24 protein-coding genes are annotated in these 24691 nt (G+C 47.1%); 17 read left to right on the forward strand and 7 right to left on the reverse strand.

The genetic code is table 11. From position 1 onward, the window contains the following. Window positions 1-8 precede the first annotated feature (8 nt). The 5 genes from P397_RS0103875 to P397_RS0103895 all read left to right on the forward strand — a co-directional run bounded on the left by P397_RS0103875 (window position 9) and on the right by P397_RS0103895 (window position 4429). Window positions 9-1103 carry an ABC transporter ATP-binding protein gene (locus tag P397_RS0103875; protein ID WP_028105699.1) on the forward strand — a complete coding sequence of 365 codons (1095 nt, stop codon included), beginning with the start codon at window positions 9-11 and terminating at the stop codon, window positions 1101-1103. Continuing rightward, complete coding sequence (locus P397_RS0103880; protein WP_028105700.1) at window positions 1103-1909, forward strand: ABC transporter permease; 807 nt, start codon at window positions 1103-1105, stop codon at window positions 1907-1909. Before P397_RS0103875 ends, P397_RS0103880 begins: the two co-directional genes overlap by 1 nt. Next, window positions 1909-2709, forward strand: coding sequence for an ABC transporter permease (locus P397_RS0103885; RefSeq protein WP_251135606.1), 801 nt, complete (start codon window positions 1909-1911; stop codon window positions 2707-2709). Before P397_RS0103880 ends, P397_RS0103885 begins: the two co-directional genes overlap by 1 nt. Window positions 2710-2712: 3 nt before the next feature. Further along, the gene (locus P397_RS0103890) at window positions 2713-3786 is read left to right on the forward strand and encodes an ABC transporter substrate-binding protein (RefSeq protein ID WP_028105702.1); all 1074 of its coding nucleotides are present in this window, start codon (window positions 2713-2715) and stop codon (window positions 3784-3786) included. 133 nt (window positions 3787-3919) lie between these two features. Next, the gene (locus P397_RS0103895) at window positions 3920-4429 is read left to right on the forward strand and encodes a hypothetical protein (RefSeq protein WP_026832061.1); all 510 of its coding nucleotides are present in this window, start codon (window positions 3920-3922) and stop codon (window positions 4427-4429) included. A 32-nt stretch (window positions 4430-4461) separates the two neighbouring features. Here P397_RS0103895 and P397_RS0103900 read toward each other — a convergent pair whose 3' ends face one another. Continuing rightward, window positions 4462-5070, reverse strand: a complete 609-nt coding sequence (locus P397_RS0103900) for a YktB family protein (protein WP_026832062.1) — start codon at window positions 5068-5070, stop codon at window positions 4462-4464. Between the two features lie 129 nt (window positions 5071-5199). On the opposite strand from P397_RS0103900, the gene P397_RS0103905 reads away from it, so the two are divergent. Together P397_RS0103905 and P397_RS17900 are read left to right on the forward strand one after the other, a co-directional pair. Then, window positions 5200-6897, forward strand: coding sequence for a GGDEF domain-containing protein (locus P397_RS0103905; RefSeq protein ID WP_028105703.1), 1698 nt, complete (start codon window positions 5200-5202; stop codon window positions 6895-6897). Beyond that, entirely contained in the window at window positions 6887-7036 is a 150-nt protein-coding gene (locus P397_RS17900; protein ID WP_156508404.1) for a hypothetical protein, read from the forward strand. The genes P397_RS0103905 and P397_RS17900 overlap by 11 nt, the downstream gene beginning before the upstream one ends. A gap of 15 nt (window positions 7037-7051) precedes the next feature. On the opposite strand, the gene P397_RS0103915 is transcribed toward P397_RS17900, so the two are convergent. The 4 genes from P397_RS0103915 to P397_RS0103930 form a co-directional block, all read right to left on the reverse strand. Further along, entirely contained in the window at window positions 7052-7702 is a 651-nt protein-coding gene (locus P397_RS0103915; protein ID WP_028105704.1) for a homing endonuclease associated repeat-containing protein, read from the reverse strand. 268 nt (window positions 7703-7970) lie between these two features. Next, window positions 7971-9620: a peptide ABC transporter substrate-binding protein gene (locus P397_RS0103920; RefSeq protein ID WP_028105705.1), complete on the reverse strand. Its 1650-nt coding sequence runs from the start codon at window positions 9618-9620 to the stop codon at window positions 7971-7973. 325 nt (window positions 9621-9945) lie between these two features. Next, on the reverse strand, window positions 9946-10395 hold the full coding sequence (gene bcp / locus P397_RS0103925) for a thioredoxin-dependent thiol peroxidase (RefSeq protein ID WP_026832066.1): 450 nt from the start codon (window positions 10393-10395) through the stop codon (window positions 9946-9948). A gap of 12 nt (window positions 10396-10407) precedes the next feature. After that, on the reverse strand, window positions 10408-11250 hold the full coding sequence (locus tag P397_RS0103930) for a hypothetical protein (RefSeq protein ID WP_028105706.1): 843 nt from the start codon (window positions 11248-11250) through the stop codon (window positions 10408-10410). A gap of 111 nt (window positions 11251-11361) precedes the next feature. Here P397_RS0103930 and P397_RS0103935 point away from each other — a divergent pair, with 111 nt between their 5' ends. The 10 genes from P397_RS0103935 (at window position 11362) to P397_RS0103980 (ending at window position 22027) form a co-directional block, all read left to right on the forward strand. Then, window positions 11362-11649 carry a HesB/YadR/YfhF family protein gene (locus P397_RS0103935; RefSeq protein ID WP_026832068.1) on the forward strand — a complete coding sequence of 96 codons (288 nt, stop codon included), beginning with the start codon at window positions 11362-11364 and terminating at the stop codon, window positions 11647-11649. Between the two features lie 126 nt (window positions 11650-11775). Then, entirely contained in the window at window positions 11776-13320 is a 1545-nt protein-coding gene (gene pruA / locus P397_RS0103940) for an L-glutamate gamma-semialdehyde dehydrogenase (RefSeq protein WP_028105707.1), read from the forward strand. Between the two features lie 79 nt (window positions 13321-13399). Further along, window positions 13400-14911, forward strand: coding sequence for a sodium/proline symporter PutP (gene putP, locus P397_RS0103945; RefSeq protein ID WP_035414050.1), 1512 nt, complete (start codon window positions 13400-13402; stop codon window positions 14909-14911). Between the two features lie 261 nt (window positions 14912-15172). Then, entirely contained in the window at window positions 15173-15463 is a 291-nt protein-coding gene (gene gatC, locus P397_RS0103950) for an Asp-tRNA(Asn)/Glu-tRNA(Gln) amidotransferase subunit GatC (protein WP_014971273.1), read from the forward strand. A gap of 16 nt (window positions 15464-15479) precedes the next feature. Continuing rightward, window positions 15480-16922 (forward strand): Asp-tRNA(Asn)/Glu-tRNA(Gln) amidotransferase subunit GatA, encoded by a 1443-nt coding sequence (gatA, locus tag P397_RS0103955; protein ID WP_028105709.1) that lies wholly within the window; start codon window positions 15480-15482, stop codon window positions 16920-16922. Between the two features lie 13 nt (window positions 16923-16935). Continuing rightward, on the forward strand, window positions 16936-18369 hold the full coding sequence (gene gatB / locus P397_RS0103960) for an Asp-tRNA(Asn)/Glu-tRNA(Gln) amidotransferase subunit GatB (protein WP_028105710.1): 1434 nt from the start codon (window positions 16936-16938) through the stop codon (window positions 18367-18369). 146 nt (window positions 18370-18515) lie between these two features. Continuing rightward, window positions 18516-19484: a diacylglycerol kinase gene (locus P397_RS0103965; RefSeq protein ID WP_026832073.1), complete on the forward strand. Its 969-nt coding sequence runs from the start codon at window positions 18516-18518 to the stop codon at window positions 19482-19484. Window positions 19485-19511: 27 nt separating this feature from the next. Then, a complete protein-coding gene (rlmD, locus tag P397_RS0103970; protein WP_026832074.1) occupies window positions 19512-20876 on the forward strand; it encodes a 23S rRNA (uracil(1939)-C(5))-methyltransferase RlmD in 1365 nt (454 codons plus the stop codon). Window positions 20877-21057: 181 nt separating this feature from the next. Further along, on the forward strand, window positions 21058-21702 hold the full coding sequence (locus tag P397_RS0103975; protein ID WP_028105711.1) for a hypothetical protein: 645 nt from the start codon (window positions 21058-21060) through the stop codon (window positions 21700-21702). A 16-nt stretch (window positions 21703-21718) separates the two neighbouring features. Continuing rightward, window positions 21719-22027 (forward strand): hypothetical protein, encoded by a 309-nt coding sequence (locus P397_RS0103980; RefSeq protein WP_028105712.1) that lies wholly within the window; start codon window positions 21719-21721, stop codon window positions 22025-22027. Window positions 22028-22285: 258 nt separating this feature from the next. Here P397_RS0103980 and P397_RS0103985 read toward each other — a convergent pair whose 3' ends face one another. Then, window positions 22286-23479, reverse strand: a complete 1194-nt coding sequence (locus P397_RS0103985) for a CDP-glycerol glycerophosphotransferase family protein (RefSeq protein ID WP_028105713.1) — start codon at window positions 23477-23479, stop codon at window positions 22286-22288. A 24-nt stretch (window positions 23480-23503) separates the two neighbouring features. Next, window positions 23504-24658 (reverse strand): helix-turn-helix domain-containing protein, encoded by a 1155-nt coding sequence (locus P397_RS0103990; protein ID WP_035414052.1) that lies wholly within the window; start codon window positions 24656-24658, stop codon window positions 23504-23506. Window positions 24659-24691: the final 33 nt, after the last annotated feature.

Genomic DNA, 24691 nt, shown 5'->3' on the forward strand with positions numbered 1-24691 from the left:
AACAGAACTTGGCAGACAACACAATCATTCAATTTACAGACGTGACAAAACGTTTTGATGATCAGACCGTCCTCGATCAGGTCAGTTTTGAGATCGAACGCGGGAAATTCTATACCTTGCTCGGCCCATCGGGTTGCGGAAAGACCACCGTCTTACGCCTGATTGCCGGATTCACGGAGGCGACGGAAGGCGATATTCTGTTTAACGGGAAACGAATCAATGATGTTCCTGCCAATAAACGACAGGTCAATACGGTTTTTCAGGATTATGCTTTGTTCCCGCATTTAAATGTTTTTGAAAACATCGCATTTGGTCTGCGGATCAAGAAGATGAAGGAAGCGGAAATCAAGACACGTGTGCTTGACGCGTTGAAGTTCGTCAACTTGTCCGGATATGAATCGCGTGAAATCACGGAAATGTCGGGTGGACAACGTCAACGGGTAGCGATTGCCCGGGCCATCGTCAATGAGCCGGAAGTCATCTTGCTGGATGAACCGTTATCGGCCCTCGATTTAAAACTCCGGACCGAGATGCAATATGAACTACGGGATTTACAGCGTCGTCTAGGCATCACATTCATCTTCGTCACGCACGACCAAGAGGAAGCACTGGCGATGTCGGATGAAATCTTTGTCCTGAACCACGGTCTGATTCAACAGTCGGGAACACCGACGGATATTTACGATGAACCGATCAACCGCTTCGTCGCTGACTTCATCGGCGAATCGAACATCATCCCGGGCCGGATGCTGTCGGATTACCGCGTATCGTTCGCGGAAAACGAATTTGATTGTGTCGACCGGGGGCTTGAGTTGAATGAGCCGGTTGAAATCGTCATCCGTCCCGAAGATTTAGAAATCACGGGTGTTGCGCAAGGGAAGTTACGTGTCACGGTCGATTCCCAGTTATTCCGCGGCGTTCATTATGAGATTGCCTGCATGGACGAGGTCGGAAACGAGTGGCTCGTTCACAGTACGAAAAAAGCGACCGTCGGCGAACAAATCGGTCTGACGTTTGATCCGGAAGCGATCCACGTCATGCGTCTGAATGAGACGGAAGAGGAATTTGATAAACGTCTGGAATCCTACGACGGGGTGCTCTGATGCAAAAAACACGCAACTGGTACCTCATCCCGTATAGTTTTTGGATTGCGTTGTTCGTCATCGCACCGATCGTCCTTGTCGTCTATTATTCGTTTTTGGATCTTGAAGGGAACTTTTCGCTCATTAACTACCAAAAGTTCTTCAGCTCAACCTATTTGACGATGACGTTAAGTTCATTTTGGTATGCGTTTTTAATCACGGTGTTTTCACTCGCTATCGGTTATCCGACGGCGTATCTGCTGACGAAAACGAAACATAAGCAACTCTGGTTACTGTTGATCATCTTGCCGACATGGATCAACTTATTGCTTAAAGCGTATGCCTTCATCGGTCTGTTCAGCACGTACGGACTGGCGAACCAGACACTTGAAGCAATCGGCATCGGTCGGCAACAGATTTTGTTCACGGATTTCAGCTTCGTGTTCGTTTCCGTCTACATCTTCATTCCGTTTATGATTCTGCCGATTTTTAATGCGCTTGAAAAACTCAATCCATCGCTTGTCTTCGCGGCACGCGATCTCGGGGCTTCAAACTTCATGACGTTCCGCCGGATTGTCTTCCCGTTGACGCTTGACGGCGTCAAATCAGGCTGTCAGCTCGTCTTCATTCCGGCGCTCTCGCTGTTCATGATTACACGTCTGATTGCCGGGAACCGTGTCATCACGCTGGGGACAGCGATTGAGCAACAATTCCTCGTCACGCAGAACTGGGGCATGGGTGCGACGATCGCCGTCTTCTTGATCATCGCAATGGCCATCATTCTTGCTTTGACGAGCACAAAACGGAAGAAAGGGGCGACAACGTGATGAAACGACTGAAACTAGCGAATCTCTATTTAATCGGTGTCTTCATCATCTTGTACGCACCGATTCTTTACCTGGCATTTTACTCGTTCAACAGTGCCGATAACATGACGAATTTCGAGTCCTTCACTTGGGACTGGTACAAGGAAGTTTTCCAGGATTCACGGCTTTTGATCATCGTCTTGAACACCTTGGTCATTGCCCTCTTATCGGCAGCGATCTCCACGATCATCGGTGTGTTTGGGGCGATCGGAATTCAGGCGGTCCGACGCAAGCGGATTGAGACGTCGCTGTTGACGCTCAACAGCATCTTAATCGTCAGTCCGGACGTCATCATCGGGGCATCGTTCTTGATTTTCTTTACGATGCTTGGGATTAAACTCGGGTTTACGTCGGTATTGTTATCGCATATTGCGTTTTCCGTCCCGATCGTCGTCATTTTGGTTCTCCCGAAACTGCAGGAGATGAGTCCGACGCTCGTCGATGCGGCGCGTGATTTAGGCGCAAGCCGACTCGATGTCTTGACGAAGGTCATCCTGCCGTACATCACACCGGGAATCTTTGCCGGATTCTTTACGGCGTTGACGTATTCGCTTGATGATTTTGCCGTGACGTTTTTCGTGACGGGGAACGGATTTACGACCTTGTCCGTTGAAATTTATTCGCTCGCCCGACAAGGAATTTCAATGAAAATCAATGCCTTATCGACAGTGATTTTCCTGTTCACGTTCCTGCTTGTCATCGGCTACTACTTCTTAAACCAACGTGCTGCGATGAAGCTGTCCCGACCGGAGGTGAAATAACCGATGAAAAAACTTATTCAATTGTTCGTCGCGATTTTTCTAATATCGGGGATCATTTTATTTGCTTTGAACCGGTTAAACGCGACACAAGGGTATTCGGGTGAAAATGTCTTGAACATCTATAACTGGGGCGATTATATCGATCCTGAACTGATTGACCAGTTTGAAAAAGAGTCGGGCATCAAAGTCGTTTACCAAACGTTTGATTCGAACGAAGCGATGCTGACGAAAGTCGAACAGGGCGGGACAACGTATGACATTGCGGTTCCTTCCGATTATGCGATCGCGAAGATGATCGATGAAGAGTTGGTCCTGCCGATTGATCAGACGAAAATCCCGAATCTCAAAAACATCGATGAACGTTTCTTGGATTTATCGTTTGATCCGGGCAATCGCTACTCGATCCCTTACTTTTGGGGAACGGTAGGTATCGTCTATAACGAGAAATTGATTGACGGGAAACAACCAACGAGTTGGAAAGATCTTTGGGATCCGGCTTTAAAAAATCAAATTCTTCTGGCTGACGGAGCACGCGAAGTGATGGGGATGAGCTTAAACAGCCTCGGTCATTCGTTGAACGAAACGGACGAAACGAAGTTGCAGGCGGCAAAAGCCAACTTGATGGAGTTGACGCCAAACATCAAAGCGATTGTCGGTGATGAAATCAAATTGCTGCTTGCAAACGAAGAAGCCGGAATCGGCGTGGTCTGGTCGGGTGATGCCAATGAAATCATGAGTGAAAATGAAAATTTAAACTATGTGATTCCGAAAGAAGGTTCCAATGTCTGGTTCGATAATATCGTCATTCCGAAAACAGCGAAAAATGTGGACGGGGCGCACCAGTTCATCGACTTCATGCTTGAGCCGGAGAATGCGGCGAAGAATGCCGATTACGTCGGCTACTCGACACCAAATGCAGCGGCTCTGAAATTACTGGATAAAGAAGTGCGGGAAGATGAACGTTTTTATCCGAACAAAGAAGTCACGGATACACTAGAAGTATATGAAAATCTCGGTAAAGAAATGTTGGCTCATTATAATGAGCTATTTTTAGAATTTAAGATGCATAAGAAATAACAAAGAAAAGTTGTCGCCTTTTAAGGTGACAACTTTTTTTAAAATATTTTTTAAAAAAATGTATTGAAAGTGAATAGTATTTCAAAAATGGGGGAATGAGATATTTATCAAGCAATTCAAGGGGGAGTACATCATGAAACAAATTTTTGGTCTTATCTTAACTGCCGCACTTACCGTGAGCCTTGTCTCAGGTCCTTCATATAACGAATCTGCAGAAGCTGCCAAACCGACGGACGTCGATTGGTTGAAACAAATCAAAACAAGCGCGACACAAGCAAAATCGACCGACAACAAAGTGAAACTTGAACAGACGACTTTAGCTCAGGTACATAACGCGTACAAAGGGGAAAGAAACTCGACGTGGTGCCAAAGCGGGAAAGGCTTAGTCACACCAAACAAAGCCGTCCATTATTGTTCAACATTCGGCGTGCCGGATCGGAAAGCGAAAGTTTCCGCAATCGTCTACAATCCGAAAGCAGTTGATCGGACAGTCTCTGTCAAAGAAGTTCAAAAAGCCTATTCAACGGCCAAGCTCGATAAAACGTTTAATGTCATGACGGTTTCAACGAAACAGGTCAACATTTATCTAAATTTAAATTCTGACCGTACACAAGTCATGTCAATTCTAGTAAAATATAACTAACGAACAAAGGATGACCTTTTAGGCCATCCTTTTTATTTAATCTTTTTATAGATTGGGACGAGTTGTTCGTAGGTATTTCGAATCATCTGGACTAAGTCATCATGTGACATCGCACTGACTTGATCTGCCGAAACATGGCGGCCGACTAAAAACTCTGCCTTTTTTACATCCCGGAAGCGGACAAGACCTTGCTCGAGCGTCGTCTCATCAATCGGCTGTGCGTCCTTTTTCATATGGTCATAGGAAATGACGAAGTCAGACGGGAGCGCATGCAGGAGCTGCTGCTGTTCCAACAATTTGGTTGCGTACTGTGATTTGTTCGGAAGCTCGTAAATATAGGCTAACCAGATGAATAAGTGGTCATCGAACAGACCGACTTGAAAATGAGGATGTTTTTTATACCCTCTTTTGTTAGGAGAAAAGGCCATCCACGTATCATTGGGTGGATTTACTTTCCGACGTGCATGCTGTGCGATATGCACATACATATCTTCTGCAAGATGAACGGTTAAATCAGGAGAAACGTCTTGCCCGATCTGTCTGAAGACGGGCTGTATCCGTTCCCGAATCGCCTCCATCCGTTGTTCCAGTCCATCGATTTGAAACGCATTAAATGCTTCTTTTGTAAATTGATTAGTCACTGAATGATCACCTCTATTATTAGTGTAACAAATTAGCACGTTCAGAATAGACTTCCATGCTCAGGTAAGGAATAATAAAATTGTGTTTTCCATTTATATACAAAAATGTTTTGGGAAGGGGAAGTCAACGTGCGTCGCTTTCAACAATATCTCCTTCGAAGCTGGATTGTCTTTTTTCTTGTGGTCATTGGGATAGACCTACTGGCGAAAACAAGAGATTACAGTCCGAGTATCGATTTTTTTACATTCATGCTGGTTGTGGTCTTGGCTACGATTTTTGTCATTGATCCGGTTCGCAGAAGACATATGAGTTTTACCTTTCATTTTGGATTCGTTCTTTTTACTTTTTTAACATATGGTTTATTATCAGCCGTCTGTGTCGGTCAATTAACGATGTTGATTTATCAATTACGGACTGTTCACACGGCAATCGGACGGAGACGTATGCTACATAATTATCCGTTTAACGTCACGCTCGAATTATTATTGATCCTGCCGGCTGGGCTTGCCTACAATGCGTTAGGCGGCACACACGGGCAAGACTTCACCTTGATTCAGAATGTTGGACCACTGCTCGTCATGGTCGTGATTTTATGGTGCGTCTTATTGTTCCAATACAAACTATCGAATTTTTTACTCGGTGAAAATATCCCGAGCAGTGTCATGTTACCGTTATTACGTTTTGAAGCTGTCGTCATCGCGGCAGAGTTACTGTTTGGTGTTTTCAGTACATTAATGGTGCAAAACAACGGAAACAGTGGTCTGGTCATGACCGCCTTTGCGCTCTTCATCATCAAACGTTCGCTTGGCAGTTCCGTTCATGCCAGTGATCGAATCGAACACTGGGAACAAATTGAACGTTTAAAAGAAGCAGCCTGGAAAGACGGCGACGCTCAGTTCATCATCGAGCGGTATCTCCGGCAATTAAATCATTTTGTTCGTCCTGATATCGCCTGGATCAAGTTTGACTTCAGTGATGGTCATTCCGTGTACTATTCGTTGAAGGATGGGCGGAAATTAAAAGCCGATCATGTCCGGGGGATTGTCATCGAAGAAATCATCGAAGAAAAAGAAGAAGTGCTGTTATATGGCATGCAGCAAGAATGGGATATCCGTCTCTATGATTGTGTTCCGGAAGAAACCCAGTCCATTTTATTCATTCAGCCGGAAGCAACGGAAAAAATCAACTGCTCCTTATTCTTGGCATCCGAGGCGAGCGGTGAATTCACAAAAGATTTTGGCTATGAACTGTACCGGGCCTTACGTGTGCTGTCTTGGGCCGTCGAACGGGCGCAGGAGCGGGAACGTCTCTTGACGGACAGTCGGACCGATGCGATGACCAAATTGCCGAACTACCGCGCCTTACAGGAGTGGGGCGATCGACGGATCAGACAACGGGACCTCTACCCGTTCTCGGCCTTGATGATTGATTTGGATCACTTTAAGCAAATCAATGATACGTATGGGCACGAAGTAGGGGACGTCGTGTTGTTCGAAGTCGCCAAACTCTTGATGCAGGCGACACGCATCACGGATCTCGTCGCCCGGTATGGCGGTGAAGAGTTTGTCGTCTTATTGCCGAACACCGATCTTGATTCCGCACAAATCGTCGCCGAACGGATTCGTGAGACGCTTCATGCCAACCCGATTCAAATCGAGGAACATACATTAAACATCACAGCCAGCATCGGAATCGATACATTAAACGAGCTCGGTGATTTAGCGAGCCTGATCCGGAATGCGGACCGCGCGATGTACATTGGTGCGAAGTTCCAGGGACGAGATCGTGTCGCATCGTATCAGGAATGGAAAGAACGTGTCGTTTGATGAAGAGACGCAAGAACCGCTGAATGATCAGCGGTTCTTTTTTGTCGTTGAGAGGAGAAGGCAGTCGAAAGACGATGGAAATAAAACACGCCTCGTTCTGATGAAAGAACGAGGCGTGTTCGTCGAATCGTTAAAATAAAGAATAAAAGCAAGATTATTGAGCCTGTTGTTTACTGATCCGGATTTCACTTTCGATGGCATGAATCGCAGCTGACCATGAACCATAGCGGTGCAGCAACGCTTTGGTCGAGGGTTTGTTGTTGCGTTTTGCCCATTCGCGGTATGCTTCGAACGAGAGGGAGAAACCGACTTCTTCGATCGCTTGGCGAAGTGAAGCGGCAAGTTCTGCTTTTGAATACGTCACACTGGCTTCTAATCCGGCTGCTGTACAGGCATCATGCCAGGATCCGAACATCTTCACGATATGATAATGACTCGGGGCATGGTGAACCGATTTTCGCCAGATCTGATACTTCTTTAATGTGATCGTCGAACCGACATCTTGAGCATAACGATGAAACGATTTTAAGATTTCATCTTTCGTATATTTTGGAGCACGCTCGAGTTCTTCCGGTTGCTGATCGATATGCCATTCGTATCCGGCTGCGGATAAGGCTTCCGGCCAAGAACCGAACTGACGGATGATGGTCTCAGGTTGTGGCCAACCATGTTCGATGGCGTAGCGACGGTAAATCGTCCGGCGGGGACGGTCTTGAATCAGCTCGCCTAACGCTTGGATGGCTTGGATCATTTCCAATTGTTCCTCCGTCCATGCTTGCTGACTCGTAAGTACACGTTGTTTCAAGGGTGAGTCCTCCTTCCTAGTCAATCGTAATAGTTGAGGCAAAAGTCCTCTGTATAGAATATATCGGCGCTTTTCCATTAATTATGAATAATTACCGTGAAATATTGTAAATAAAGTGAAAATCATTCTTCAGCTAAGTATAAATGGAAGTAATTCAAATGAAAACAGAATGTTATCAATTTTTAATGAATGATATAAAAACAGTTCATTTGACTCATATGGAAAAAAAGACCAGACACGCATATGGCGGTCTGGTCTGAAGTCCTGCTTATTTTCCTTCGATGTATGTCCATTTGAACGAAGTATCGGCACCCACTTTGTGGTTAACGATTCCCTTGACGTAAGGCTTACGTAAGAGTGAAGCACCGCGTTGGTACATAACCGAGATCGCTTGATCGTCTTCAAGTAAGACTTTCTCTGCGTCTTTGAGGGACTGCCAACGTTTCTCAGTATCCGTTTCTTTCATTGCCGATTTGATGAGTGAATCATACTGGTCGCTTGAGTAGCCACCACGGTTGTACGGTCCACCTGTCATCCACATATCGAGGAATGTCATTGGATCCTGGTAGTCAGGTCCCCAACCAGCGAATGAAAGTTCGAACTCACCTTTTGATTCAAGCTCCAGCTTGTTTTTAAACGGCTGTTGTTTGATTGTAACTTCAAGACCTGGAAGGTTTTTCTCCCACTCGCCTTTGAGGTACTCAGAGATTTTCTTCGAGTTGTCGTCATCATACGAGAGAAGTTCAAGTTTGACTGTCTTCTTGCCGACATCTTTCAGACCTTTCTCGAACGAAGCTTTTGCGGATGAAGCGTCGAATGAGCCGAATCCTTCGTTGCCGTCACGGAAGTCTTTGCCGTCCGGACCTTTTGCGAATTCTTTAGGCACATAGTAGTACGCAGGGATTGATCCGTTGTTCAAAAGGACTGCTGCCATCTGCTCTTTGTCGTAACCAGAATCGATTGCTTTCCGGATGTCTTTGTTTTTGAGCAGTTCATTTTTGAAGTTCATTTGGATGTAGTACATCGAAGCATCTAGACGTGTGTCGAACTCATCACTGTCTTTATACTGATCAACGAACTCACTTGTCAGACCGACTGTGTCGATGTCACCTTTTTCATAGAGGTTGACGGAAGTCGAGACTTCTTTAACGACCTTGTAGTTCACTTCTTCAAGTTTAACCGTGTCAGCATCCCAGTACTGATCGTTTTTCTTGTAGCTCCAGCCGACTTCTGTTTTCCAGTCCGTGAGTTGGAACGGTCCGTTGTAGAGGAAGTTTTCCGGGTTTGTTGCAAAGTCTTTTCCTTTTTCTTCGACGAATTCTTGTTTGAGCGGCATGAATGAACCGAAGCCCGTCAACGCTTTGAAGTATTCAGCCGGTTGTGTCAGCTTAACTTCAAGTGTTTTGTCGTCCACTGCTTTGACGCCGACATCAGCTGGTTTTCCTTTTCCAGTGTTGTACGCTTCTGCGCCGTCGATGATATACATGATGTACGCATATTGCGATCCGCTTTTTGGATCAAGGACGCGTTTCCAGGCATACTCGAAGTCTTTCGCCGTGACGTCACTACCGTCCGACCACTTTGAATCACGTAATTTGAATGTGTATGTAAGACCATCTTCAGAGACGTCTACACTTTCAGCGACACCAGGTGTTGCTTCTTGTTTCTCATCAAGGCGGAACAGACCTTCTTGAACGTTATTGAGGACTGTGAATGAAACGGAGTCCGTTGCAACGGTTGGGCTGAGTGCCGGGATATCTGAACCGCTTGTCAGGTTAAGGACTTGTTTGTCTGATGCTTTTTTCGTATCCGTAGAACCTGATGTCTCTTTTGAGTCGTCCGTAGAACTACAAGCAGCAAGGCTTGATCCAGCAATTGTCAGGGCACCAACGAGTGCAAGTGTCTTTTTCTTCTTCATAATAATAAGTTCCCTCCCAAGAATGAATATATATGATTGAAATATGAGTACCGATTAGAATAGCGATCCGGTGTCCTATAAAAAATAAGAGGGGTCATCGCCTTTTATTTGTTGAAGGAAAGCACCGGATCAACTTGTTACCAATAATAAATACAATATTCAGAAAAATCAATAGCTTATTTTCAGATTATTTCAAAATCATTAAAATTTCATGTGTTATCAACGTTTTTTTTGTAAAAATAATTTTTTGGGGAGGATAATATTGGGAAGGAAATAGGAATTGAAAATGAAAACACGCGAATTGCTTCGCGTGTTTTCGGGTCGATCAATCGAGTTGGTCAAGAAAGGAAAGTGCTTCTGCGACATGGTCTTTGACTTTTACAGAACGCCACTCCTGAATTAGTTCACCGGATTCGTTAATTAAAAACGTCGAGCGAACAATTCCATAATATTCCTTTCCGTAATTCTTTTTTAGTTGCCAGACGCCATACTGTTCACAGACGGTATGCTCGACATCGGACAATAACTCGAATGGAAGTTCGTATTTCGAAATAAAGTTCTGGTGCCGTTTTTGACTGTCAGCCGAAATACCAAGGATGACGGTATTTTTCGCAGCGAAAGCTTCCGTTGCGTCACGGAAATCACAGGCTTCTGTCGTACAGCCCGGTGTGGAATCTTTGGGGTAGAAGTAGAGGATGACTTTTTTGCCGCGGTAATCACTTAACGAAATCAAGTCTCCTTGTGCATTAGGCAGTGTGAAATCGAGTTTGTTCATGAATAGTCCTCCTCAGCCGAGTTCCATGTTTAACTGGTCGGCGTATTTTTCAAGCTTCTTTTGCAGGCTTTCCTTTAAGGGATCAAGGGCAATCAAATATTTTTCGAAATCCGTGCCGGCTTTTGCCGTCTTCAGCAACAGGGCTTGTTCATCACGGTACCAGTCGGCGTAATCTTCATAATAGTCGACCAATGTCTCCGGATTCCCTTCATTGCCGAGGGCTTGACCGTAAATCATCAAGATGTTGCTGTTCATCTCAAGCGCCATATAGTCTGTCTGGGCATTGACGCGTGTGAAGACTTCGTCTTGTTGATCTTCCTTCGTATTCCCGACGGCTTCCGCGGCTTTCGCGTTGACCCCATACTCGTCGGCATTAAAGGAGTCGAACATCGAAGCGAGTGTCGTAAAGACTGCAGGCTCAAATGTCGTCGGGACGATGACGACCTTCCATGCATCCTCCTGCTTCAAAAACAGCTTGGACGCCCGGTTCGGGAGGGGGGAACCGTCCTCATCGTTAAACTCGTGAATGACGTAAGCTACATTCCCTTCTTGAAAGCTTTTGACGACCTTACCCGGTTTGATTTTTAAGTTTTTAGCACCAAGCATGGCAGGGCGGAGCAATTGTTCCTCTCCGGTATATTCGATCCGGGCAAGGGCTTTGGCGTCAGCCGTACCGGACTGCCCGACGGTTTGTTGGTACGTCTTGTAGACAGCGAGAACGTCTTGATCCGCTTGTTTGGTTTGTTTCGTTTCCGTTGACTTCGGGGATTCAGTATCAGTAGACGGAGCAGAATCGTTTCCACATCCGACGAGGATGATACTCGTTGACGCTAATATCGTCAGCAATCGTTTCATTTTTGGTTCCTCCTAATGAAAAACATCAATACTTTGTGTCTTCACCATACAGGAAATTCGCTTTTTTGAGTAGGGAATAGGTACACTAAACTAAAGGAGAGTGGGTTCAAGATGAAAATTCACGTAACAGACGAAGCATTACAATACTTCAAAGAAGAGATGGAAGCAAAAGAAGGCGATACGATCCGATTTTTCGCCAAATACGGCGGATCAACTGATCTGACACAAGGGTTCTCAGTCGGAGTTCACATGGAGGCCGTTGACCGGGCGGCAGTCGAAGAAACCGTCGATGGAATTCATTTCGTTGTTTCCGACCAAGATGACTGGCTGTTCCAGGGACAAGACGTGCAAGTATCCGTCAAAAACGAAGAAATCGTCTTTTCACAGGCGAAGCAATAAGCAGGACATGAAGGGGACCAAATCGGTCTTCTTCATTTTTTTGGCTAGAATAATTGTAAGCGGCGACATGCTTCTGTACAATGGAGAATGTAAGCGATTAAAAGCAAGTATAAAGGGGGAATAGAGATGATTCCGTACAAACACGAACCATTCACGGACTTCTCACAGGAAGCAAACAAGAAAGCGTTCGAAGAGGCGTTAACTCTTGTATCAAAAGAGCTTGGCAAAGATTATCCACTCGTCATCGGGGGAGAACGCGTGACGACAGAGGACAAAATCGTTTCTGTCAATCCGGCAAACAAAGAAGAAATCGTCGGACGCGTTTCGAAAGCGACACAAGCGCATGCTGAAGATGCGATGCAAGCGGCAGTCAAAGCATTTGAGACGTGGAAATTCGTTAATCCGAGTGTTCGTGCGGACGTCTTATTCAAAGCGGCGAACATCATCCGGAAACGGAAACATGAATTCTCAGCTTATCTCGTCAAAGAAGCGGGTAAACCATGGAACGAAGCGGATGCGGATACAGCAGAAGCAATCGATTTCCTTGAGTACTACGCGCGTCAGATGCTTGTCTTAAAAGAAGGTAAAAAAGTCGAGAGCCGTCCGGGTGAATACAACCGGTACGACTACATTCCACTGGGTGTCGGTGTCATCATCTCACCATGGAACTTCCCACTTGCCATCATGGCAGGGACAGCGGTTGCTGCGATCGTGGCAGGAAACCCGATTCTCTTGAAACCAGCATCGACGACACCGGTCGTCGCTGCAAAATTCGTTGAAGTCATGGAACAGGCAGGTCTTCCGGCGGGCGTCTTGAACTTCATTCCAGGACCGGGCGCAGAAGTCGGTGACTATCTCGTCGATCACCCGAAAACACGTTTCATCAGCTTCACGGGTTCACGCGATGTCGGACTCCGCATCAACGAACGTGCTTCGAAATTGAATGACGGTCAAATTTGGCTGAAACGTGTCATCGCTGAAATGGGCGGAAAAGACACGATGGTCATCGATGAGTCAGCCGATCTCGACTACGCAGCAGATATGATCACAAAAGCCGCATTTGGTTTCTCTGGTCAAAAATGTTCAGCGTGTTCACGTGTCGTCGCGCTCGATTCAGTTTACGACGAGTTGCTCGCGAAAGTCGTCGAGAACACGAATAAACTCAGTATCGGGAACCCGGTTGATGTGACGAACAACGTCGGTCCGGTCATCGATGCAGCTGCTTTCAAAAAAATCACGTCATACTTCGACGTCGCGAAACAAGAAGGCCGGATTGCAGCGGGTGGTACGGCTGACGATTCAACAGGATACTTCGTCTCACCGACAATCGTCGCGGATGTAAAACCGACGGATCGTCTGATGCAGGAAGAAATCTTCGGACCGGTCGTGGCGTTCACGAAAGCAAAAGACTTCAAAGAAGCGATCGATATCGCAAACAACACGGAATACGGTTTGACAGGTGCTGTCATCACACAAGACCGGACGAATCAAGAGTACGCACGTGCGAATTTCCACGTCGGTAACTTGTACTTCAACCGTGGTTGCACAGGTGCAATCGTTGGATACCAACCATTTGGTGGCTTCAACATGTCAGGAACGGATTCAAAAGCAGGCGGTCCGGATTACTTGACGTTACACCTTCAAGCAAAAACTACTTCTGAAATGTTCTAAAATGATGTTTAATAGATGAAACGGGTATGCGACCTGCATACCCGTTTTCTTTTTACATCATGGAAAAGGGGGAGCAAGGATGAATGGAATGTGGTTTGCGATTCTGCTGTATCTCGGCCTGATGGTCGCGCTTGGTGTGATCGCCTATTATCGGACGAAGAACATGAATGATTATATGCTTGGAGGTCGGACGATTGGTCCCGTCGTCACTGCGCTCTCAGCAGGAGCAAGCGATATGAGTGGGTGGCTGTTGATGGGATTACCGGGGGCGATGTTTGCAACTGGTCTGTCCAGTGGCTGGATTGTCATCGGATTACTGCTCGGTGCGTATGCCAACTGGTTGCTCGTCGCTCCACGCTTACGTGCGTATACGGCACATGCCGGGGATGCAATCACGATTCCGGACTACTTTGAAAAACGATTCCACGATAAAAGTGGGGTTCTGCGTACCGTTTCAGCTGGAGTTATCTTAATATTCTTTATAATGTACGCATCAAGTGGTTTTGTAGCCGGTGGTCGGTTGTTTGAATCGGTATTTGGTTTGGAATATACGACCGGGTTATGGATTTTAGCCGGAGTCGTCATCGCCTATGTGTTCCTCGGCGGATTCCTCGCCGTCAGTTGGACGGATGTCGTGCAGGGGATGATCATGGTCATCGCCTTATTGATCGTCCCAGCTGTCACGTTGTCACTCAGCGGCGGGATCAATGAGACGCTTGAGACGATCCGTTCGACGGACGGATCAAAACTGGAATTGTTTAAAGGAACGACGGTTGTTGGAATTGTCTCGTTACTCGCGTGGGGACTCGGTTACTTTGGTCAACCCCACATCATCGTCCGTTTTATGGCGATTCGGAACTTACACGAGATGAAAGCAGCACGTCGTGTCGGGATGATCTGGATGACGTTCTCGATTGTCGGCGCGATGGTGACAGGCTTGTTCGGATATGCTTACTTCACGCAACAAGGCGGGACGCTTGAGAATCCGGAGAACGTCTTCATTCAATTGTCGCGCGATCTGTTCCCTGGGTTCATCACGGGATTATTACTGGCGGCATTACTCGCTGCCATCATGTCAACGATTTCGACACAGTTGCTTGTTTCATCAAGCGCCGCCACAAATGATTTCTATCAACGGTTCTTGAAGCGGAATGCGTCGGATAAGGAACTGATGGTCGTCGGTCGTGTGATGGTCCTCGTGGTTGCTGTCCTTGCGATTTTGTTGTCGTTTGGTGCTCAAAAATCAATTTTAACACTCGTCGGATATGCCTGGGCCGGATTTGGTGCTGCGTTTGGACCGGTCGTGCTGTTCAGCTTATTATGGCGCCGAATGAACAAACATGGGGCTCTTGCCTCGATGATTACAGGAACGGTCGTCGTCATCGGATGGATTTTGATGGTTCAAAACGTCAGTGGTCTGCCATCGTATATCGCCGACCTGTATGAAATGATTCCTGCGTTCCTCGCATCGACGGTTGCGCTCGTCGTCGGCAGTCTGTTGACGAAAGCGCCAAGTCAGGCAATTTATGATGAGTTTGATCAAGTTCAAGCTCAGCTTAAAGGAGCGGAACAAGAACGGAAAGTAGTATAACGGTGCACAGAGGAATGGGAGAGGGGAACCTCTCTCATTTTTTTGGTAATACTGTTTTGAATATTCAGATTTTTTGTTTTGCTTCTCGACAGCTTGGGTAATTCATAACTAGAAGCTTTCTGCCCGGAAGCTTTGCTACCCCTATAAGGACGATGGTGCGGACCTCCCCCCGATGCACCATCGTCTTTTTTGTCTGGACAAAAAGTGCTATGATTAGAAATAGTGTAAAATATATTGAAAAAGTTCCGGAGGTGGAATCAGATGGCAAAGATTAATGAAGAACAAGTCCGCCATGTGGCGCATTTAGCACGTCTCGCCGTAACAGATGAAGAGGTTCAACAATTTACCGTTCAACTCGAGAAGATTCTCGGGTTTGCTGAACAATTAAATGAGCTCGATACGACAGGAGTCGAACCGACGACACACGTCCTCGATCTCAAAAACGTCTTGCGTAAAGACGAAGTACGCCCATCACTTCCGCGTACGGAAGTAGAACGACTCGCACCTGATTGGGAAGACGGACAAGTCCGCGTCCCGGCAGTGTTCGAATAAGGAGGAGACCACCGATATGTCACTTTTTGAACATGGTGTAAAGAACTTACACACACTCGTCAAAGATGGGGAAGTTAAAGTATCTGAACTTGTCCAAGAATCCTTTGACCGGATTGACCGCGTTGATGGAAAAATCGGAGCCTTTTTGTCTCTGAATGAAGAGGCTTTCGAACAAGCAAAACGAATGGATGAAATCGCAAAACACGAAGCAAGCCCGTTATTCGGTTTGCCGATTGGTGTCAAAGATAACATCGTCACAAAAGGAATGACGACGACATGTGGTTCGAAGTTCCTTGAAAACTTCGTACCGGCACACGATGCGACGGTCGTCGAGCGATTGCACGAAGCAGGAGCTGTCACAATCGGGAAGTTGAACATGGATGAATTCGCGATGGGATCGTCAAACGAAAACTCAGCGTATAAACCGGTTCGCAACCCGTGGAACACAAAACACGTACCGGGCGGTTCGTCAGGCGGTTCAGCAGCAGCTGTCGCAGCAGGAGAAGTCTTATTCAGCCTTGGTTCTGATACGGGTGGTTCGATTCGTCAGCCGGCTGCGTATTGTGGTGTCGTTGGTTTAAAACCGACATACGGTCTTGTCTCGCGTTTCGGTCTCGTCGCGTTCGCTTCGTCACTCGATCAAATCGGACCAGTGACACGGACTGTCGAAGACAATGCGTACTTATTGAGTGCGATTGCCGGACACTGCGACATGGATTCAACGTCGGCCAACGTCAATCCGACCGACTATACACAGGCATTGACGGGTGACATTAAGGGCTTGAAGATTGCTGTTCCGAAAGAATATTTCGGCGAAGGTGTCAGTGAAGGCGTCAAGGAGAACATCCGGACGGCAATCAAGAAACTTGAGTCACTTGGTGCGACGGTCGATGAAGTCTCGCTTCCGAACTCGAAATATGCACTTGCGACGTATTACTTACTCGCTTCTTCAGAAGCCTCATCGAACTTGGCCCGTTTCGACGGAATCCGTTATGGTGTCCGTGCGGAAGCCGATGCACTCGAAGATGTCTTCAAGTATTCGCGTGCTCAAGGTTTCGGTGACGAAGTCAAACGCCGGATCATGCTCGGCACATATGCCCTCAGCTCAGGTTATTACGATGCATACTATAAAAAAGCACAACAAGCCCGGACGTTGATCAAACAAGATTTTGACCAAGTCCTTGCGAAATACGATGTCATCATCGGACCAACTGCACCGACGCCAGCCTTTGAACTTGGTGCACAAAACGATGATCCGGTCACGATGTATGCCAACGATATCTTGACGATTCCGATCAACTTGGCAGGGGTACCGGCAATTTCGGTTCCAGCCGGTCTCGTCGACGGATTACCGGTCGGTCTGCAAATCATCGGAAAACACTTTGACGAGGCGACGATTTATCGTGCTGCGCATGCATTCGAGCTTGCGACCGGCGGATTCGCGCTTCCGAAGTTATAAAGGAGAATGCCTTATGAACTTTGAAACAGTCATCGGTATTGAGGTCCATGCCGAATTAAATACGAATACAAAGATGTTTTGTGGCTGTGCCCGGGAATACGGAGCGGAAACAAATACGAAGACGTGCCCGGTCTGTCTCGGACATCCCGGCGTTCTGCCGAAAATCAATGAAAAAGCGGTTGAACTCGCCGTTCGTGCAGCAATGGCGTTGAACTGCCACGTTGCCGATCAAACGAAATTCGACCGGAAAAACTATTTTTATCCGGATACGCCAAAAGCCTATCAAATTTCGCAGTTTGATCAGCCGATTGGTTTTGACGGCTACATCGATGCTGAAGTGGACGGCGAAACGAAACGTTTCCGGATCGAACGTGTTCACCTCGAAGAAGATGCCGGGAAGATGAACCACACCGGTGCCAACCATTCGGTCGTCGACTTCAACCGGACCGGCGCACCGTTGATCGAGATCGTCAGTGAAGCGGACATGCGCTCACCAAAAGAAGCGGTCGCTTATCTCGAACGTCTGAAAGAAGTGTTGCAGTATGCCGGCGTCTCGGACGTTAAGATGGAAGAAGGTTCGTTGCGTTGCGACTGTAACATTTCTGTCCGTCCCTACGGGCAAGAGAAGTTCGGGACAAAAACCGAGCTGAAGAACTTAAACTCGTTCGGAAACGTCTTAAAAGGTCTGGAGTTTGAAGAAGACCGCCACCGTAAGCTGTTGTTATCCGGCGGTGTCATGCGCCAGGAGACACTTCGTTTTGACGAAGCGAAAAAACAAACCGTCTTGATGCGGGTCAAAGAAGGCGCGTCTGATTACCGCTACTTCCCGGAACCGGATCTCGTTAAGTTGGTCCTCGATCATGACTGGAAAGAAGCGATTCGTGCCGGTATCCCGGAATTACCGGATGCCCGCCGTGTCCGGTATCAGGAAGCGCTTGGTCTATCGGCGTATGACGCGAAACAACTGACGGTCACACGTGAGATGGCGGAATACTTCGAAGCGACGATTGCAGCCGGTGCGGAACCGAAAGCAGCGGCGAACTGGACGGTTGGTGAAGTCCAAGGTCACTTGAACAAATCGACGGAAACGTTTGACACGATCAAGTTGACACCGGTCCGTCTTGCGGAAATGATCGAATTGATCGCCGGCGGCACGATTTCATCAAAAATCGCGAAACAAGTCTTCACGGCAGTCATCGAACAAGGCGTCGAGCCACGTGCTTACGTCGAAGAACAAGGACTGGCTCAAATTTCGGATGAAGGACTGCTTCGCGGACTTGTCGTCGAGATGTTCGAAGCAAATCCAGCGGTTGTTGAAGAACTCGTCAACGGACGCGACCGGAAAAAAGGGTTTGTCATCGGTCAAATCATGAAGAAAACAAAAGGCATGGCGAATCCTGCCTTGCTCGACCAACTCTTCTACGAGGAATTGGAAAAATTAAAATAACCATTCGGAAGCGGCTGTTTCTCGTCTTGCATCAAGGCGGAGAAGCAGGCGTTTCTTTTTTTGCCTTTGTAATGTGCCGGGACTTCATGTAAAATAAAACAGTTATGTATCAAATGGATCGGTTGAGTAAAAAAGGAGAAAATCTTATGAGACCTAGAGCGCGAGTGATTTATAACCCGACTTCCGGGAAAGAGATGGTAAAGCGAAATCTGCCGTATATCTTGGACCGGCTGGAAGCAGCGGGTTATGAGACTTCCGTCTATTCGACGAAAGCGGTCGGTGACGCGACATACGAAGCAGCACGGGCCTGTGAAGCCGAATTTGACCTTGTCGTTGCTGCAGGTGGAGATGGTACGTTAAACGAAGTAATCAGCGGGATGGCGTCTTACCCGGTTCGTCCGAAGTTAGGTGTCTTGCCGGTCGGGACGACCAATGATTTTGGTCGGGCGATGCGGATTCCATTGACGATTGAAGGGGCGATGGATGTCATTTGTACCGGTTATACGATGCCGGTTGATATCGGTAAGATCGAAGGATCGACCGGAACCCATTACTTCATCAACATCGCAGGTGGTGGCATCATGACGGAATTGTCCTACGAAGTCCCGTCAAAGCTGAAGACAGCACTTGGACAGTTGGCGTACTACGTCAAGGGAATGGAAAAACTTCCGCAAATCCGTCCGACGTACGTTGAGCTTGAGCATGAACGCGGGATCTTTAAAGGTGAAGTCATGCTCTTTTTGACATCGAACACCAATTCCGTAGGCGGGTTTGAGAAACTCTCGCCCAATGCCTCCCTCAATGATGGACGGTTTGATTTATTCATTTTGAAAAAATGTAATCTTGTCGAGTTGATTCGCGTGATGCGTTTGGCTTTAAAAGGCGATCATTTCTCTGATCCATGTGTCGAACACGTGACGACGTCATTCGTCCGGATGAAAAATACATCCGAAATGAGCTTGAACATCGATGGTGAATTCGGCGGAATCTGTGAAGGCGAGATGACGAATCTTCGGTCGCATTTCGACGTCATGACACCGAAATTCCGGATCGATGAGATGGAAACGATCAATGTACAGTTACGAGCTGAAGAAGAAGAAACAAACCTCGCGTAAAGCGCAGGGTTTTTAGGAGGAAACAAGATGATTCCAGTACAAAAAAATGATGAGCACGTCGTCGAGATCGTCGATTTGACGCACGACGGTTCTGGTGTCGCCCGGATTGACGGCTACACGGTCTTTATTCCCGGTGCATTGCCGACAGAGCAAGTGAAAGTGAAAATCACGAAAACGACGAAATCGTACGGTTTCGGACGGATCATCCGTCAAAAAACGAAGAGTGTCGATCGCGTTGAACCACCTTGCCCGGTCTACAACCAGTGCGGCGGTTGCCAACTGCAACACCTTTCGTATGAAGCGGAACTGAAATTCAAACACAACCGTGTCCGTGACGCGTTTGCCCGTCTTGCCGGTCTTGAAATTCCGGTCCATGAAACAATCGGCATGGAAGACCCGTGGGGTTACCGCAACAAGGCACAAGTCCCGGTTGCCTTCCAATCGAACAAACTGATGGCTGGTTTTTATCAAAAACGCAGTCACCGCATCATCGACATGGATTACTGCTTGATCCAAAACAAAGAAAATGATGAAGCGATTCAAGCGGTTCGTAAAGTATTGGCCGACTTAAAGGTTCCAGCTTACGACGAAAAGAAAAACAGCGGTGTCATCCGTCACATCATGGCACGCCACGGATACCATACAAACGAATTGATGATCGTTCTTGTAACGAAGGTCAAACAATTGCGCGGTGTGGATAAAATCGTCGAAGGCATCTTAAAGGCCGTTCCGAACGTCACATCGATCCAGCACAACATCAATCCGGATGAGACGAACGTCATCTTAGGAAAACGTAACATCGTCCTGCACGGACCAGCCGTCATCCGCGATCAAATCGCCGGATTGACATATGAAATTTCACCGCACTCGTTCTTCCAGGTCAATCCGTTACAGACGGAAAAACTGTACGGAAAAGCACTCGAGTACGCACAATTGACAGGCAATGAAATCGTCGTTGATGCCTACTGCGGTATCGGTTCGATTTCGTTATCACTGGCCCAACAGGCGAAACACGTCTACGGCATCGAGATGGTTCCACAAGCGATTGACGATGCACGCCGGAACGCAAAAGCAAACGGCATCGACAACGTATCGTTTGAATACGGAACTGCAGAAACGGTCATGCCGGCACTTGTTAAAGGCGGCATCAAGCCGGACGTCATCGTCGTCGACCCACCACGTAAAGGTTGTGACGAAGAATTCTTGCGTGCTGCGGCTGAAGTTGCACCACAACGGATCGTCTACGTCTCATGTAACGCTTCGACGCAAGCGCGTGATGCGAAGTTGCTTGCTGAGCTTGGCTACAAGCTGATGGAAGTCACACCAGTTGATATGTTCCCGCACACGACGCACGTCGAGAGTGTTGCCTTGTTCGTTCGTGAAGAAAACTAAGAATGATTTATCTCAAACTCCTTTTGTTAAACGGTAACCCCGTTACAGCAAAAGGAGTTTTTAGTTGTCCGTAAATCTTCAAGTATTGAGTCAGAATCCCAAAAAACATTTTATTTTAAAAATGTGATAAAATGTAAAAAAACCTTTATTTATTCCATTTTGAAGGGGAGTCTGTTCAAGTATGAATCATCAGAACGTTCAAGCATTTGGTACCTTTATGAAAATCGGTGACCGTATCCATCGGCATGAGACCTACCTGCAATGGGGCGAAGGAACAAATTCACTCGGTGCCTGTCTGTTGTTGAATCCCGGATCTGCGAAGTTAACGAAACAGTTGGATAAAGTACTCCATACGACTGGGCAAGCGACCGGACCTATTCACGCCAATGACCCAACGATGAAACAGCTGATACGTATCGTTGAACGTATTCATACTGACCAAAAACCTTTATCAGGGCGTTTCCATTTGTATAATTTATTTCAGCTTCGCCATGGTAACAATGTGGAATCCATTCGACACTTCGAAGAATTATCCCGACTTGGAATCTATGATTCAAGTGAGTCGTTTGCTTCTGTTGAAGAATTAAAGATGCATCCCTGGTTGCTTCTCGGCTGGGGTGTCGAAAACCGGAGATCATGGCTTTATCTCGAACAAGCAAAACAAGAGTGGATGAAACGTGTCCAAGAATCAGGTGTTCCTTTCTTCGGAAAAGAAAAGCAAGGAACAACAGACTACTATCATCCGTCTCCTCAAAAGGTAACAGATCGAAATGTTCGATTTGAAGAACTTGTCGAGTTGCATCAAACGAAATTTCGTAAAGATTGAGACAGGAGGAGAAAACGTGGAAACAGTATGGGAAGAAATACTTATATTACGATTTGAAGGTGGACGTGTCACCTTGATGGGACAGAAACAACCGGACGGACAATGGGTGTTCGTAAAAGAAACGAACGAAGCCGCATTTTTTGATGAAGAAGATGAAGATAATCTGAACGCCCTTCTTCAGACTAAGTCATCTGTAATCCATAGTTGGGAAGAAGCAATAGAATCGCTAGGAACAGGTTGGGAGAGAAAAAGACCTGCTTATGTTCATCCTGAATTTGAAGAATTGGTGCCGAATAAACCACTTCGACGGCGACCGAAAAGATGAATTCAGTCGATTTATAATTGAAATGGTGTAAAAAAACCTGAATGATTTTCTTTTTCTATAGAGAAGAAGAAGCATCATTCAGGTTTTTTGTTGCTTAAACCGAAAAAACCAGGCAGGAGTAGAAGGGGAGACGCGGACTCCTGCGGGAAAAGCGAAATAGGTGAGACCCCGTAAGACGTTGATGCGTCGCGGAGGCTCACCTTTCGCCCGCGGAAAGCAACGTCTCCCCTGAGAATCATCCTATCCTGAGCGATTACTTCATTTTTTTCGTGCTGTAAACAAAGTATCAATCACCCGCTGACTCGCCTTTCCGTCATCTAAGCCACAGAATTGCTCTTGAAATACTTTGTATTTGTCCGCGTACTGCTTGGATTGTGCTTCAATGTCTTCGATATAGTCGATGACCTGATTACTTTCTTTTAGCAAAGGGCCGGGCACAACCGCTTCAAAATCAAAGTAGAATCCGCGTAAGACGGACGCGTATTTCTCCAAATCATACGTAAAGAACAGCATCGGTCGATTCAAATGCGCAAAATCAAAGAACACGGAGGAGTAATCAGTGATCAGAAGATCGCTGATCAGATAAAGCTCGGCGATGTCGCCGTATGACGAGACGTCATACGCAAAACCGGCATACGCATCGAGATCCAGATGTTCAGCAATCAGATAATGCATCCGCAACAACACGATATAGTCCTGACCGAGACGTTCCTGCATCTGTTGTAAATCAAGTTGAAGGTTAAACCGGTATTGGCCTTTTGTAACGAACTCATCATCGCGCCAGGTTGGTGCATATAAAATGACTTTTTTGTTCGGCGGTACGTCCAATTTCCGCTTGATTGTCTCTGCCTGTTGATTCCGGTCAGGAGCGTATAAGAGATCATTTCGTGGATAGCCGCTTTCTAGCAGCGTGCCGCTGAAACCGAAGGCACGCTTGAAGATCTCGCTTGAGTAGGTATTTGGTGAGAGCAGATAGTCCCACTCCTGTGCCTGCTGATAAAAATTCTTTTTGTATTGTTCGGTCGTCGTTCCTGCCATATGGACTTCCTCCATATCCAGACCGAGTCGTTTCAAAGGTGTCCCGTGCCACGTCTGGAGATACGTCGTCGCCCGTCGTTTCTTTAAGCTGAGCGGCTGCCGGGTGTTGAAGATCCAGTACCGTGCACGTGCCATGTAGTAGTAATATTTCGGACTGTTCCGTAAAACCCAGTTCGGACAGGACGCTTTGACATCAGCGGTCGGTTCCTTCGCAAAAATCCAGACGAGTGTCAGTTCCGGACGTTGCCTTTTAAGCGTTTGATACAGTGCTTTCGGATTGTCGGAGTAGCCGCGTCCTAAAAAACTTTCGAACAACACCAGATTTTTTTGAATCGGCAGTTTTTGAAACAGACGGTAGAGCAGTAATCCTTTATGAATTTTTTTGCGGCGAATCGTCGTAAGTAACTGTGTCATGTAAGGCTCCTTCTAAAAGTAAACTTAAAAATGATGTTGTCTGTAGTGCGTCGGCGTCTCACCCGTCGTCTGTTTAAAGGCTTGGCTGAAGTGGCTTTGACTCGAGAAATGCAGCTTGTTGGAGATCGTCAGTAACGAATCATCCGTCGAACGCAGCAACCGTTTGGCTTCCCGAATCCGTTCGCGAATCACATAACGGGCGAGCGGAAGACCGGTCTCTTCTTTAAAGAGGACAGACAAGTAGTTTGATGAGACGTGAATCGCTTGGCTGATCGATGAGACGGACAAGGGATCATACAGATGTTGCTGGATGTAACGGATGGCGGCTAAAACATGCGGCGAATGGCGGAGTTCTTGAATCTGTTTAACCGCTTCCGCAAAACTGACGGTGATCCGGACATGACGATTTCTCAGTTCGGAAATACTTGTTGCGGCTTCGATCGACTCAATCATCCGGTCACTGAGCATGAAGGCTTCATCCGGTTCAAGCCCACCTGTAATGGCGGCGCGGGCACTTAACAACACGGTACCGAGCAGCAGGTTTTTTTCGGCGCGTAACGGCTGATGACGGGCCAGCGAACCGAATTCTCCGTAGGCGGGCAGGGAATAGGTCGTCGCCAAGCGTTCACTTTGTCCGGAGGCAATCCATTCGATGATTTGTTGTTCCCGCTCCCAGGCTTTAATGTAGGCCGTTGTCGCCGTATGGGGCGGCACATCAGCGATTAACGGAATTTCCGGATCATCGCTTTCGGATTCCGTCCGGATATCACGCGCGACCAACTGTTGACCGGTCAACAACCGGTAGACCAAGTGGGCGCAATCGATCAGCCGATTTTCGGTCGTCCGCGTCAATGATTTATAAAATTGATGGAAGGTCTCGTCCTGAATGTGTGCGCGAAACAGCGCGGACTGCAGTAAAACAGGACCGATCCGGTATTGTCCTTGATCGAGTACAGGAATGAACAAATAAGCCGTTCCATCTTTTAACGTATACAACAACGGCGTCGTATCCGGCGTCGGCCATTCCTGTTCAATGGCAAGCTGGCTCGGATGGACCGGCGCAGCAGGGCGAATCGGTAAAGTGTCTCCTGACGACGATTGATACGACACGAAAAAACCAGTCGTTCCGTACAGATTTTCTGCGGTTTGGATTAAATCCTCCTGGTGCAAGGTCGGCACTTCAATCCCTCCTTTCTCTAGAAACGTGTTGCT

Origin of the sequence: Exiguobacterium undae DSM 14481 (assembly GCF_000620805.1) — a bacterium.
Taxonomy (GTDB): Bacteria; Bacillota; Bacilli; order Exiguobacteriales; family Exiguobacteriaceae; genus Exiguobacterium_A; species Exiguobacterium_A undae.

Excerpts from the sequence above, each read along its gene's own strand:
- rlmD (WP_026832074.1), top strand. The coding sequence starts at position 19,512 with ATGATTCCAGTACAAAAAAATGATGAGCACGTCGTCGAGATCGTCGAT.
- P397_RS0103930 (WP_028105706.1), bottom strand. The coding sequence starts at position 11,250 with ATGAAACGATTGCTGACGATATTAGCGTCAACGAGTATCATCCTCGTC.
- gatB (WP_028105710.1), top strand. The coding sequence starts at position 16,936 with ATGAACTTTGAAACAGTCATCGGTATTGAGGTCCATGCCGAATTAAAT.
- P397_RS0103965 (WP_026832073.1), top strand. The coding sequence starts at position 18,516 with ATGAGACCTAGAGCGCGAGTGATTTATAACCCGACTTCCGGGAAAGAG.
- gatC (WP_014971273.1), top strand. The coding sequence starts at position 15,173 with ATGGCAAAGATTAATGAAGAACAAGTCCGCCATGTGGCGCATTTAGCA.
- P397_RS0103985 (WP_028105713.1), bottom strand. The coding sequence starts at position 23,479 with ATGACACAGTTACTTACGACGATTCGCCGCAAAAAAATTCATAAAGGA.
- P397_RS0103920 (WP_028105705.1), bottom strand. The coding sequence starts at position 9,620 with ATGAAGAAGAAAAAGACACTTGCACTCGTTGGTGCCCTGACAATTGCT.
- P397_RS0103880 (WP_028105700.1), top strand. The coding sequence starts at position 1,103 with ATGCAAAAAACACGCAACTGGTACCTCATCCCGTATAGTTTTTGGATT.
- P397_RS0103890 (WP_028105702.1), top strand. The coding sequence starts at position 2,713 with ATGAAAAAACTTATTCAATTGTTCGTCGCGATTTTTCTAATATCGGGG.
- gatA (WP_028105709.1), top strand. The coding sequence starts at position 15,480 with ATGTCACTTTTTGAACATGGTGTAAAGAACTTACACACACTCGTCAAA.
- P397_RS0103935 (WP_026832068.1), top strand. The coding sequence starts at position 11,362 with ATGAAAATTCACGTAACAGACGAAGCATTACAATACTTCAAAGAAGAG.
- bcp (WP_026832066.1), bottom strand. The coding sequence starts at position 10,395 with ATGAACAAACTCGATTTCACACTGCCTAATGCACAAGGAGACTTGATT.
- pruA (WP_028105707.1), top strand. The coding sequence starts at position 11,776 with ATGATTCCGTACAAACACGAACCATTCACGGACTTCTCACAGGAAGCA.
- P397_RS0103975 (WP_028105711.1), top strand. The coding sequence starts at position 21,058 with ATGAATCATCAGAACGTTCAAGCATTTGGTACCTTTATGAAAATCGGT.
- P397_RS0103895 (WP_026832061.1), top strand. The coding sequence starts at position 3,920 with ATGAAACAAATTTTTGGTCTTATCTTAACTGCCGCACTTACCGTGAGC.
- putP (WP_035414050.1), top strand. The coding sequence starts at position 13,400 with ATGAATGGAATGTGGTTTGCGATTCTGCTGTATCTCGGCCTGATGGTC.
- P397_RS0103885 (WP_251135606.1), top strand. The coding sequence starts at position 1,909 with ATGAAACGACTGAAACTAGCGAATCTCTATTTAATCGGTGTCTTCATC.